The sequence below is a fragment of the Polaromonas vacuolata genome (assembly GCF_012584515.1).
Classification (GTDB): domain Bacteria; phylum Pseudomonadota; class Gammaproteobacteria; order Burkholderiales; family Burkholderiaceae_C; genus Polaromonas; species Polaromonas vacuolata.
The window spans coordinates 618,745-631,850 of sequence record NZ_CP051461.1 but is presented as its reverse complement, the minus strand read 5'-3'; the positions used below and the strand labels follow the sequence as shown (position 1 = coordinate 631,850).

The 13,106-nt window shown below is 49.7% G+C and carries 8 protein-coding genes; 4 read left to right on the top strand and 4 right to left on the bottom strand.

Going from position 1 to position 13,106, the window contains the following annotated elements:
• The first annotated feature begins 77 nt into the window (after nt 1-77).
• Nucleotides 78-1,535, top strand: a complete 1,458-nt coding sequence (locus HC248_RS03010) for a hypothetical protein (protein WP_168921209.1) — start codon at nt 78-80, stop codon at nt 1,533-1,535.
• A 636-nt stretch (nt 1,536-2,171) separates the two neighbouring features.
• A complete protein-coding gene (locus HC248_RS03005) occupies nt 2,172-5,363 on the top strand; it encodes a hypothetical protein (RefSeq protein WP_168921208.1) in 3,192 nt (1,063 codons plus the stop codon).
• Between the two features lie 70 nt (nt 5,364-5,433).
• On the opposite strand, the gene HC248_RS03000 is transcribed toward HC248_RS03005, so the two are convergent.
• Both HC248_RS03000 and HC248_RS02995 read right to left on the bottom strand, forming a co-directional pair.
• Entirely contained in the window at nt 5,434-6,072 is a 639-nt protein-coding gene (locus HC248_RS03000; RefSeq protein WP_168921207.1) for a glutathione S-transferase family protein, read from the bottom strand.
• Nucleotides 6,073-6,672: 600 nt separating this feature from the next.
• Complete coding sequence (locus tag HC248_RS02995; RefSeq protein ID WP_168920864.1) at nt 6,673-7,653, bottom strand: IS30 family transposase; 981 nt, start codon at nt 7,651-7,653, stop codon at nt 6,673-6,675.
• An 883-nt stretch (nt 7,654-8,536) separates the two neighbouring features.
• Here HC248_RS02995 and HC248_RS02990 point away from each other — a divergent pair.
• Nucleotides 8,537-9,169 carry a HupE/UreJ family protein gene (locus HC248_RS02990; RefSeq protein ID WP_168921206.1) on the top strand — a complete coding sequence of 211 codons (633 nt, stop codon included), beginning with the start codon at nt 8,537-8,539 and terminating at the stop codon, nt 9,167-9,169.
• Complete coding sequence (locus HC248_RS02985; RefSeq protein WP_168921205.1) at nt 9,159-9,761, top strand: hypothetical protein; 603 nt, start codon at nt 9,159-9,161, stop codon at nt 9,759-9,761. Before HC248_RS02990 ends, HC248_RS02985 begins: the two co-directional genes overlap by 11 nt.
• 202 nt (nt 9,762-9,963) lie before the next feature.
• On the opposite strand, the gene HC248_RS02980 is transcribed toward HC248_RS02985, so the two are convergent.
• A complete protein-coding gene (locus tag HC248_RS02980; RefSeq protein WP_168921204.1) occupies nt 9,964-10,398 on the bottom strand; it encodes a group II truncated hemoglobin in 435 nt (144 codons plus the stop codon).
• Nucleotides 10,399-10,423: 25 nt separating this feature from the next.
• On the bottom strand, nt 10,424-13,012 hold the full coding sequence (locus HC248_RS02975; RefSeq protein ID WP_168921203.1) for an ABC transporter permease: 2,589 nt from the start codon (nt 13,010-13,012) through the stop codon (nt 10,424-10,426).
• Nucleotides 13,013-13,106 lie beyond the last annotated feature (94 nt).

Here is a 13,106-nt window from a genome sequence, read left to right as displayed (position 1 = left end):
TAGGGCCAGCTGGGCGCGAAACTGTCGTCGCCGTTGCCACGAACCACGAACCTGCAGAGGCCATGAAAGCCCTGTGTTTGTTGATCAATCTAGTCGCCGACTCTGACGTTATAACAACTGAACTCTGGGCAATATTAGGGCACGCTGGGCGCGCAGCTGTAGTCAATACGGCAACCGACCCCACACAAGCCGAAGTGGCCGGGCAAGCCCTGAGTTTATTGGCTAATCTAGCGGCCAAATCTAAAGTCGTAAAAGTCGAAATATGGGCAACCTTGGGGGACGCTGGGCGCGCAGCTGTCGTTGCCGCGGCAACGACAGCTGCGCAAACAGAAGTGGCCTGGCAAGCACTGGGTTTGTTGCGCAATCTAACGACCAACTCTGACGTCATAGGAACTGAACTCTGGACCACCTTGGGGACGGCTGGGTGCGAACGTCTCATCATTACGGCAACAACTGCGGGGGAACCAGAAGTCGCTAGTATGGCCATTCAATTGTTACGTAGATTGCAAAAAATTCCGCACATCCACACCGCAATTTGGCCCTTGTTGCAGCCGCGGCTTGCGCAGTTGTGGGTCGTTACTCAGCGGCAAGATAATCAGCAAGCAGGCAGCAGGTTTTTATTTCAACAAATTCGAGGCAACGCTCCAAGAACCCGCCAAGCGTTAAACGCATTGAATGCAGACATCCCAGCTACTGCTATGCGCTACACCATAGCCTCGCTTCGTGAGTGGGGTGCACAAGTTAGCCGCCATCATCTAGAGCGAACCGCATTATTGACAGGCATAGTTCAAACCAACTCCACACCGCAAAAAATGGCTGTGTTGATGGCTGTCGTGATGAGTGGAATAAATATCAGGCAACGCCTACCAGAATGGCGCGAAGCACTACGCAATCAACTATTGGACATACCTTTGACTGAAGGTATTGATCCGACACCCTATAGACAACTTATAGGCTTAGGGTTTGACGCAGCTTGCGGCAACACATCCGCAGTACTCGGGAACCAAGATTTATTTGAGACAGAAAAGCTGCAACTGTTAGAAATTATTTACCTTTCTCCAGCGTTTCTAAGCGCTCAAATAACACAGGAAAACTTATCGAGAGTGTTATCAACACCTAATATTTCACGCAATCTAAAGTTGGGAGCTATAGGACTTATCCTCCATCACGGGCAACCAAGCCACTTTCAATTTAAGTCAATTCTGACTTGGCTTAAAGGCGAATTCAAAACAGATAAGCACACAGTTTTTACGAATCTAGACACTTCTGCTCATATTGATTTTGAGGAGATCCTCGCGCTGACAGCACAACGCGATCAATACCTCGCTCTTTACCAAAACTTTCGACCACATATGACGCGTGATTTTATTCAAGCAGAAATTAAACTCATTGAGCACCGAGTTTTAGGAAAAGAAATGCCAGAGGATTTTGGCGCTATTCTCATCCATCAATTGCAACAATTTCTTTCGACTACAGTGATTGATGCCGCTGTTGAAGACGATGGTCAATACGATAGCAAGAGTGAATCCAAATAGATTTTTTAATGAAAAAATGAGAACTTGAAGTGCATAGCCTTTGAAAAGGAATAAAACTATTCGTATTTTAATTTTCTCCACGCTTGCAAAAAAGGTATAGGCTGGCTAAAAATAAATTTGTAGCCAAAGTCAAAAAAACGATGCATCTGTATTTGGTAAAAATTTTTACGTTGTTAGTCGTTAGTGTTTGCACGCAATATGCAAATAGTTTAAAAAATTGACAAGCGCCTCCCCCAAGGCATGCGTTTTTTAAACAACACGTAGACAATTATTAGCTGGCGTCAAACGAGGTTATCAATCGTCACCAACGCTTGGCTTTTGCTCTGCGTCAATCACCAGATAACCCACCCGAACGCTCATCCGTTTAATTTAAAAATTGCATCTCAAGCTTGAAACCGCGGTTTAATTTTTTTGTACGGCATCAAAAATACTAATTCACTGACGCGGTACTCAACGCGTACAACAATATTTTTTGTCTTTGCTTGACAACCAAACCACTAGCGTTTTCGTGCTTGCACGCCTAGCCAATCAGCGCTATAAATGCCAGCAAAAATCATCAAATTTAATCAATTATTTTTAATAACTATCTTCTATTCATATTGCTCAACAGTTATTCATTTCAACCGGTAACGACACATGAATCCCTCACATGCAACGGCTGTCATAAATCCCATTTCTCGACAAGGACTAGACAGAAAGATTCCGCCCATTTCAGGCCCAGTCGTTCAGATCAACTCTGCAGGCCGCATCAGCCTTGCAAGCCAGATACCCAGACACCAAGGCAGTCTCGGTTCTCCAAAAAGCTTATCAAGCTACGCAGTCACACCAGTCGCTGTAGAGTGCACTGAGACTAAAGCGAGTAGATCTAGTAGCTCTAGCAACTCTAGCAACTCTAGCAACTCCAGCCGTCTCACCAGAATAATCAGCAGCGCTAGTTCTTCCCCCTCGACTTTAGTTAACGCCCATCAGGGCGCGCTGATTCATCCAGAAGAATTAGAAAAATTACTCAATCGCTCGCGCATTAGTCTAGAAGAACAAGCTGCTGTGTATCGCGAACTCAAGGGACGAATATCTGAAGTAATTAACGCTGCAACGACTATCCAGCAGCCAAAAGTGGCACGGCAAGCAATAGATTTATTGGTCAATCTTGCTGCAAATTCCGCCATCAGAAAAGATGTTATTTGGGCGAATTTTGGACTTGCTGAACGTTCTGCAATAGTCAAAATAGCCACCACTTCAAGCCAGTTGAGTGCAGCTTCAATAGCCTTGTTAGCGAATCTCACCAATGGCTCCGAACTCAGGACAGCCGAACTATGGGACAGCTTAAACGAGGCTGATTACGCCGCGATCGTCGCTGCGACCACAACACCGGGACCGCAAAGAGCGGCTGCAATGGCTTTGTTGGTCAATCTAGTGATGAGCTCTGAGGCTAGAAAAGCTGCACTTTGGGCCAGTTTGGGAGAGGTTGGACATGCGAATATCATCACTGCCGTGTGGACAACGGGTTCAACACGAACGAGCCTCATGGCTCTGCGTTTATTGGTCACTCTCGCGGAGGGCTCTAGAACTCGGACCGCTGCGCTATCGGCCATCTTGGGTGTGACTGGACGCGCTGGCGTTGTCACTGCGGCAACGACTCCTGGCCAACCGCGAATGACTGCAATAGCTCTGCGTTTATTGGTTGAGCTTTCGGATGAATCTGCAGCAATGAAAGCTGAGCTATGGGCCACCTTGGGAGTGGCTGGACGCGTAGCTATCGTCACTGCTGCAACGAACCCCGCACAACCAGCAGTGGCAAGGCAAGCCCTGGGTTTGTTGCGCAATCTGACTGATTACTCTGACGTCAGAAAAGATGAACTATGGGTCACCTTAGCGGCCGCTGGGCGCACAGCTGTCTTGACCGCGGCAACGAATCCCGCAGAACCAGCAATAGCTGAGCAAGCCCTGGGTTTGTTACGCAATCTAACTGCCAACTCTGAAGTCAGAAAGGCTGAACTCTGGGCCACCTTGGAGGTCGCTGGACACGCAGATGTCGTCGCCGCGGCAACGACATCCCCGCGTCCAGAAGTGACCGAACAAGCCCTAGGTTTATTGGCCAATCTAGCCAGCAGATCTGAAATCAGAACCGCTAAACTGTGGACCACTTTGGGGGCGGCTGGGCGCGCAGCTGTCCTTGCCGCAGCGACGACTGCGAATCAACCAGGAGTGGCCGAGGAAGCCCTGGGTTTATTAGCCCATCTAGCTGCCAACTCTGACGTCAGAGCAACTGAACTCTGGGCCATCATGGGGGCGGCTGGGCGCGCAGATGATGTCGTCGCCGCGGCAACAAACCTTGCACAACCCGCAGTGGCCGAGCAAGCCCTGAATTTATTGGGCCATCTAACTGCCAACTCTGACGTCAGGGCAGCTGAACTATGGGCCACCTTGGGGGCGGCTGAGCGCGCAGCGGTCGTCACCGCGGCAACAAGCTTGGGGCAACCAGGAGTAGCCGAGGAAGCCCTGTGTTTGTTGGCCTGTCTAACTGCCAACTCTTACATCAGGACACCTGAACTCTGGGCCACCTTGGGGGCCAGGGGGCGCTCCGCTGTCGTCGCCGCGGCAACGAATCCCGCACAAACCGCAGTGGCCGAGCAAGCCCTAGGTTTGTTGAGCAATCTAGCTGCCAACAACTCTTACGGCATTGCAGCTGATCTCTGCGCCACCTTGGGGACGGCTGGGCACGAAGGCCTCATCATTGCGGCAACAACTGCGGGGGAACCAGAAGTTGCCAGATCGGCCATTGAATTGTTGAGTACTTGGCAACGTAACCCATGCATCAAGATCGCAATTTGGCCTTTGTTACAGACACGACTTGCGCAGCTGTGGGCTGTTAGTCAGCGGCCAACTGTTGCACTAACAGCTAACCGTTTTTTACTCGAACAAATTCGAGGAGACGCTCACAGAACCCGCCAAGCGCTGATCGCATTGAATGCGGCCATCCCAGCTATTTCTATGCGCCACACCATAGCCACGTTTCGTCAGTGGGGTGAACGAGTTAACTATCATGAGCCATATCAATTAGCGCTACTAATAGGCATCGTTCAAGCCAACACCTCACCGCAAAAAATGGCTGTGTTTATAGCTGCAGTGATGAGTGGAATAGGTATCTGGCGACGCCCACAAGGATGGATCGAAGCACTGCGCGACGAACTATTGTCCACACCCATGGCGGAAGGTATTGACCCAACGCCTTATAGACAACACATACACTTAGTGTTTGATGCCGCTTTTTATGACAAATCTGCAGTACTCGGGAGCCCCGTTTTATCAGCACCAAAAAAGCTGCAACTCTTAGAAATTATTTATATTCTCAACGCTTATTTCTATCCTCAAGAAGTACAGGAAGAGTTGTCGAAGGTGAAGTTAATGCCGAATACTTCACGCGATTTCAAGCTGCAAGTAATAGGACTTATCCTCAATCACGGGCAAGCAAATCCCACTCAATTTAAAGAAATCCTGGCTTGGCTTAAAGGCGAATTCGAAACCGATACGCACACGGTCTTTACGAATCCCGACACTCTTGGCGATATTACGGATGAGCAAATCTACGCACTGACTGAGCAACGCCAGCAATACCTCTCTCTTTATCAAAACTTTGGTCCACATATGACGAGTGATTTTATTTACGCAGAAATCGCACACATTAATCACCAAGTTGCGGCAAAAGAAATACCAGAGGATTTTGCCGCTATTCTTATTTTTCAATTACGACAGTTTCTTCCGCCTACGGTGATTGGTACCGCTGTTAAAGACGATGGCCGATACGACAGCAAGAGTGAATCTAAATAAATTTGTTTGAATTATTTTTGATGGCTACTCATCCGCCCAAAAGCTAATTTCAACCTACTATTCATCAGTTTTAATCACCGCGTTTCAGCGCCACCGCAAAACCCCGCATCACCGCAGGCCGCGCCATCACTGCTTGGTACCAACGCTGCACATGCGGGAAATCGGCCAAGTCAACCTTGTGACGGGCGTTCCTCCAGACCCAGCTGACGATGGCGAAGTCGGCGATGGAAATTGCGTCTCCGGCAAAAAAAATATTCTCGGCTAAGCGCTTGTCCATGACGCCGTACAGGCGGCGGTTCTCGGTCATAAAACGCTCTAGCGCGTAGTGCTTATCGGCTTCGTTGGCTAGCGCAATAAAGTGATGCACCTGACCCGGTATGGGGCCAAAGCCGCTCATTTGAAACATCAACCATTCCATCACTGAGACCCGTGCGCGCAAGTCTTGCGGCCAGAATTGTCCGGTCTTCTCGCCTAGGTAATGCAAGATGGCGCCGGACTCGAAAATGCTAATCGGCTGGCCGCCCGGACCGTCAGGATCGGTGATGGCGGGAATCTTGTTGTTCGGGCTGATTTTTAGAAAGTTCGGGGCGTTTTGCTCGCCCTTGCCGATGTCTACTACTTGCACTTCATAGGGCAGACCCATTTCTTCTAGGGCAACGCTAATTTTGCGACCGTTAGGGGTGTCGAAGGCATAAAGCTGAATGGTCACGTAGTTTCCTTGGTTAATGTGCTGTCGGTCATGGCAGAGCCTGAGGCGGCAAATGCTGTGGGCCGAATTTAACATTTACTCGTCGCTATCGAGCCTATCAGCAACAGACCTGTCACATCGCTTGTCACATCGCTTGTCCCCGTTCGATTTAATCAACACCAATGCTGAAATGAGAAAGTTTTAGGCCTAACTTACCGGCGTTATCTTTCGTGGTTATCTTTAGTTTTTATCTTTCGTGGTTATTCCAAACTCAATACTAGCGGCGATCCGGTCAATCGCTTTAAAGACCTCTTTTGGAAAAACGGTTGAAGAACTCAACATTTATTCAAAGATTTCTTTTGCTTACGCAGCGCTGCAGGCCTACACGTAAAGGTCTCAGCCCGATCACCGTGTTTCTTGACCCAAAACATCCACGACACGTGGCGATTGAAGAATCGCTCTACGGTCGCGCTAGGGGAAATCACTAGTCGCCGATATTTCTTACCTAATTTGGCAAGCCCGATACAAATACTTCCTCGAAAAAACGCTTAATAAAGGCATTCACTACATAAAAAACTAAGCCAAAAATAGTATTTGAGATAATTTTTAATTTAGGCGGATTCAAGCTTGAAGTGCAACCGTATGCTGATAGGACTCTAACTGTTCCATAAAAACCTGATGCGGCGTTCGATACCCTAAACATTTTCTAGGACGATGATTGAGCCTGTGCATCGCTAAAGCAATGTCATCGTCGGTGATGCAATTAAAGCGCATCCCCTTTGGGAAAAACTGGCGAATCAAACCGTTCATATTCTCGTTCGCCCCACGCTCCCACGAGGCGTATGGATGGGCGAAAAAGAAATCTGCACTCAGCGCAGAAGCTATTCGTTCATGCTGGGCAAATTCCTTGCCGTTATCAGTCGTGAGAGTGTGCACGCAATGAGCGAACGGTTTGAGTAAAGTGATTAACGCGTCCCCTACGGCTTGCGCTGTTTTGAATGGCACGTGGAAAATTATTGAATAGCGAGAGACACGCTCATTAATCGTCACTAGTGCTTGCTTCTGCCCGGCACCAATCACCAGATCAGCCTCCCAGTCGCCAAAGCGCGCACGCTCAAGCACGATGTCGGGTCGCAGTTCTATTGAGACCTGGTGAGAGATGGTGCCGCGCCGTTCACGGCCACTGCTGCGTTTTTTTCGCGTCTTCTGGCAACGCAGTGTTTTATGCAAGGTGCCGCCCGCGCGTTTGTCAGCGTAGATGTACTGGTAAATGCTCTCATAGCTAACACCGGGTTGGTGGCTAGCTTCGAGGTGGCCGCTGATTTGCTCGGGGCTCCAAGCCTCAGCCAACTTTTCCTCCACTACAGCCCATGTCGAGTCAGCAACTCTAGGACTATTGGCGCAGGCAAGTCTACGTTCTTGGGCTTTGTCATTTGCCTGCTTAGGGCGATAGCCTCGTAGACCGCGGTTACGACGCAACTCACGGCTGATGCTCGATTTATCACGGTCCATCATTTTTGCAATTTCACTTTGATTGAAGTTTGCTTTGACGAGGATTGCAATCTGGTAACGTTCGTCACGGGTGAGGTGTGTGTAAATCATTCTGGGCAACTTTGACTTGGTAGTCGGGAAGCTTGGATGCTCTCACATCTCACCCACCCGTACGGTTAATTTCAAAGTTGCACTTCAGACTTGAATCCGCGTTACGATAAAGCACATCTTTATTAAGGTTAGTATTTACGCATCTAAAAAATTGGATTCACTTAAATATATGACAGCTATTTGAAAGCTTTAAATAATTTTAATCCGCATTTACTACATGCTATTTCAAACCAAAAAATAGGTATGGCGCTGTTAGTTATGGTTAATAAAATTAACAATAATTTACGCGTAAATATTAATTTATTTAAGATATAAATCTTATTTTTAGAATCTGAGAAATACGGAATAATCTCATTATTTTTTTAGTTTTAATGCAATATTAAACTTTATTTACAATTAAAAAATTGTATGTAGTATCAAAATTAAAAAAATAAAAATATCTGTCAAATTTATCAGTGAATTACTTGCGGTTGCTTTACTACTAACCAGCATTTCAACTACGGCAGTTAACTTATTTTCAAACGACAAACCAAACGTTTATTTAAAAAATTTACGCTTAATTATTAAGCTGTTTTGTAAAAAAACTTTTTACAAATTAAAATATGAATAAATTTATATGTTTTTCTGATATTTTCCTAATAAATATTTTATTAAAGCAATAAATAAAATCTAAAAATTAAAACGGCAAATATTTTTATCATTCCCAACAACAGAATATTAATAATATAAATTTTGATAAATCAGACCGTTTTTTGAATCTATCCGACATGTCACTGCGTAATATTTTCAGAAGTTTTTTCACTCATGCTTTATCGTTGCCGTGCAATCAGCTGCTTGTCGTCGGCAACCATACGGGCGCACTTTCATAACCTTAGAAAATCCTATGACTCAACATTTAAATGTAGCGCCTACACCCCAAAAGCTTTCTCGCTACAAGTCGTACGCTGGCCTTTTGCTGCTGTGTTTTGCAGCGTCAGCGAATGCGCATTCGGGTGAAGGCGTAGCGGGCGGATTTATATCGGGCTTTCTTCACCCTTTATCTGGCCTAGACCATTTGCTCGCCATGGTGGCGGTTGGCATCTGGGGCGCCACCTTGGGCAGACCTCTGGTTTGGGCATTACCGGTTGCGTTTCCCATGTTGATGGTGGTCGGTGGGGTGCTCGGCATTGCCCAAGTACCACTGCCTTTTGTCGAAGTCGGCATCGCGGCATCCGTGATTGTTCTGGGCCTATCGATTGCTAGCGCGTGGCGCGCACCCATGGTTATTGCAGTGGGTATCGTGGCAGTTTTTGGCGTGTTTCACGGTCACGCGCATGGCACTGAATTACCCAAGACCGCCGCGCCAGCCGCCTATGCTGCTGGTTTTGTCATCTCCACAGGCCTGCTACACCTTGCCGGCATTGCTATCGGCTTAGTCAAGGGCTTGCCGCGAGGTGGACAGGTATTGCGCGCTAGCGGCGGCGTGATTGCAGCTGCTGGCGTATGGATTCTTGCAGGTATGCCCGGTGTCGCGTAAATCATTTGTCACTGCATTACTGGCTGGCGCAGCGCTTTTAAACTGCGCCAGTGCGTCGGCACATGGCAATTTTGGTGCTGAAACATCCATCTGGAGCGCAAGCGCTCACCTTCTGACTTCGCCTCTTTCACTGGCCGCACTGATTGGTCTGGCGTTGGTAATTTTCAGTACTCGCGAATCTGAATTAGTGCTTGCTGCCGCTCTGGCTGCGACAGCATCGGTTCTAGCTAGCGCGTTTTCTGCACATATTCCTGACGTTGTGGCGCCGGCTGCGGTGGTCATCCTCGGTCTCAGCGCAGTCTTTGCTTGGCGCCCATCAACTGCATTTTCCTTGCTGTTGGCAGTACTGGGCGGACTAGCCGCCGGGTTTGCCGCTGACATGGAGCAACCACGTTGGCAAGAATTAACTGGCATGGCGGCCACAGTCATGATTTTTACTTTTTGGCTGCTGTCAGTATCAAACAACCTAAATCTAAATCACAACGCACGCTTGAAAACCTTGCTCCCAATTGCTAGGCGGGTAGTGGGTTCATGGGTTGCGGCTGTCGCGTTTCTTTTGGGTGCGCTTGCACTATTGGCAGTACGTGTCTGAGGCTTTGCGGGTATGAAAGCACACGCGTAATCAAGCGCTTAAAAGCATGAGAAAAATTTGCATAATTTTCTCCAAGCCTCTTTTTCAGATCCAACTCCATGGCCATACTGGCGCCACAGAGTAAAAAAGGGATTATCGAATGAGCGGCTTGAGAGCAAATTATGCTTTCAATGCCCCTCTCAACTAGTAGTCGCCGCCGTGGTTAAGCACCACCGCGATTGCGCATCCAGTCTGCGGTCTGAAAGAAAGACGCGTTCAAACGGATGCGTAAAACCTCATCAACACCGGTCTCCGTCATGGCTTGGTTCATACAAGCTAGCCACTGGTCGCGCTCTGCGATACCGATAGAGCCACCGCCAGTTTGCTGCGGCATGTGCCGCATGCGCAGCATGGGATGACCGAAGCGGTCGGTGTAGTGCTGTGGGCCGCCCATCCAACCGCATAAAAACCAAAATAAACGCTCGCGCGCATTCTCTAGCGTATTGCCATGGGCGGCGCTCAATACGGCGAAGTTGGACTCTAAATCCATTAAGTCATAAAAGCGCTCGACCAGTGCTTTAACTCTATCCTCGCCACCAATCCAAGCAAATAGGGTTTCAAAAGGTGGCTTATCCGCTGGTTTTTCTTCTATCTGCATAACTTTATTTCCATCATCATTGGCGTCATTGAGATTTACGCAAGGTTTCAATCACCGGCGTATTCAATACTGAACGCAGGCCCCACCAGCCAGCAGCCAACGCCAACGCAGCGCCGGCCAGACTGCCAAACAGTGGCACTGTCCAAGAACCTGTCCAGCTAAAGTTAAACACATATCGCGCCAGCGCCCAACCCACTGCGAGAGCCACGATTGAGGCCAAGAAACCAGCCAGTAAACCAACGCCGGCCAGTTCAGCACGTTGCACTTGGCGCAGCAGTGAAGCGCGGGCACCCACTGCACGCATGATGGCGAACTCTCTGGCTCGCTCTTCTCGAGTCGCGGTAATGGCGGCAAACAAAACCACCAGACCAGCAGCTAAGGTAAAGCCAAACAAGAATTCCACCGCACGAATTACTTGGTCCAGCACACGCTGGAGTTGAGCCAGCGTGCTGCTCATGTCAACGTTTGTGATGTTAGGAAAAGCTCGCACCAACTTGTTGTCAAAACTCGCTGTCGGGACTTGGCCTGGGACAGCAGCGGGCGCTTCTGGCGCACGGTAGGCAGTGATGAAGGAGACCGGTACGTTCTCAAGCTTGGCAACCGGGTACATGACAAAAAAGTTAACCCGCAGCGAACCCCAATCGACCTTGCGCAGGCTGGTAATTTTGGCGTCACTCAACTGCCCGCCCATGTCAAAGCGCAGGCTGTCGCCTAACTTCAAACCCAGCGTTTCAGCCAAGCCTTGCTCGACGCTGAGTGCATCTTTCTCGCCCTCCTTCCACTGACCACCGACGATGATGTTGCTGTCTGGTTTAGCCGTGCTGTTGGAGAGATTAAATTCACGCTCGACCAGTCTTTTCGCTCTGTCGTCCTCGTAATCGTCAGCAGAAACTGGCTTGCCGTTAATCGCCACCAAACGGCCGCGAATCATGGGATACCAGTCGTACTTGTTCACGCCGCCATCTTTTAGCGCTTGCTGAAAGGGCTCACTCTGCTCGGGTTGGATATTAATCACAAAGCGATTCGGTGCATCTGCCGGTGTGGCTTGACGCCAACTGCTGATTAAGTCTGTGCGCAGCAGCACTAACAACATCAGTGCCAGCAAGCCGACGGCCAGCGCACTGGTCTGCACTACTGCATACACTGGCCGCGCTGAGAGCTGGCGCGTTGCCAGCACCAACCAACGCGGTGCAGTGACTTCGTTAACACTGGCACGCAAGAGTTTGACCGCCACATAGCTGGCAGCAGCAAACAACAACACCGCAGCAGCAAATCCACCAACGGCGATAAAACCGAGCTTGAGATCGCTACTCGCAGCCAGCAAGAGCACCGCAAAACCGATCACGCCTAAGCTCAGCACGGCTAGCGAAGCAGGTCTGAGTTGACCCAGATCACGACGAATCACGCGCAGCGGCGGCACTTGGGCTAATTGCAAAACGGGCGGCAAACCAAATGCCAGCAGTAGCGTCATACCCATGCCCATACCAAAGGCGACTGGCCACCAAGTCGCAGCGGGCAGCGCAGTCTCGACCAAGCCGGCGAGCAGCATGACAAAGCCGTAATGCACGGCAAAACCGACTAACACGCCAAGCGCGCTGGCAAATAAACCGGCCAATACAAACTCAAAGGTATAGGCCAGCGCAATCGTGCGCTGCGGCTGACCGAGAACGCGCAACATAGCGCAATCGTCTAAATGTTTGGCCGCAAAGCCGCGCGCCACAATCGCTACAGCTACTGCGCTAAGCAGTGCCGAAAGCAGTGCCACTAGGTTGAGAAACTTCTCTGCGCGGCCCAAGGTCTGGCTCATTTGTGGACTGCCGCTTTCTAGCGACTCCATTCTCAAGCCGCCACTGATGCGATCGCTTGCCTCAGCGCTAGGTTTTTTAATCTCCAGCTCAGCCCATTGCACAAAGTCTTTTACTGCTTGCGGTGCACCGGCTACCGCTAAACGGTAATTGGTGCGGCTAGCTGGCTGTATCAAGCGGGTAGAGGCCAGATCGGTCTGGTTGACCATGACGCGCGGCGAGAAGCTGATAAAACCAGCGCCACGATCGGGCTCTTGGACAATCACTTTAGTGAGCGTGAAGCTAGCATCGCCCATCAATAGCGTCTGGCCGATTTTCAAACCCAAACTGTCAAGTAAAGAAGCATCAGCCCAGGCGGTACCGGGGGCGGGGATCTCGCGCGTCGTCTGGCCATCCAAACTGGTGGCGTTAGCAGTATCCGCCAACGTGTTGGCAATACGCATATTGCCGCGCAGAGGGTAGCCCTGTGGCACGGCTTTGAAGGCAATTAGCTTGGCACCACCACCATCGGCATCACTGGCCCTGGCCATGGTTGGAAAGGTGACTGTGGTGACGGTATTCAAACCCAACTCGCGCGCCTTGTCTAAAAAGGCCGGCGGTGCGGGCGCATCACTGCGCAGTACCGCATCACCGCCCAGCAACTGGCGCGCATCGCGTTGTAAACCACCGTTCAGACGGTCGGCAAAAAAACCGACTGCGGTCAGTGCCGCCACCGCCAGCATCACGGCGACTATCAACAAGCGCAGCTCGCCAGCACGTAAGTCGCGAACCAGCGTACGCCAACCAAGTTTCAAAAATAAAAAATTCATCACTCGACCATAGCGCAAAGCGTCCGGGCATTAAGGTGTGGGGTTAGGCAGGGCAAGCACACTAGGGCTCTAATGCCGCAAATACACTGTTTGA

Bases quoted from the DNA above. Each gene is read 5' to 3' on its own strand.
- HC248_RS03005 (WP_168921208.1), top strand. From the start codon at position 2,172: ATGAATCCCTCACATGCAACGGCTGTCATAAATCCCATTTCTCGACAA.
- HC248_RS02995 (WP_168920864.1), bottom strand. From the start codon at position 7,653: ATGATTTACACACACCTCACCCGTGACGAACGTTACCAGATTGCAATC.
- HC248_RS02990 (WP_168921206.1), top strand. From the start codon at position 8,537: ATGACTCAACATTTAAATGTAGCGCCTACACCCCAAAAGCTTTCTCGC.
- HC248_RS02980 (WP_168921204.1), bottom strand. From the start codon at position 10,398: ATGCAGATAGAAGAAAAACCAGCGGATAAGCCACCTTTTGAAACCCTA.
- HC248_RS02975 (WP_168921203.1), bottom strand. From the start codon at position 13,012: ATGAATTTTTTATTTTTGAAACTTGGTTGGCGTACGCTGGTTCGCGAC.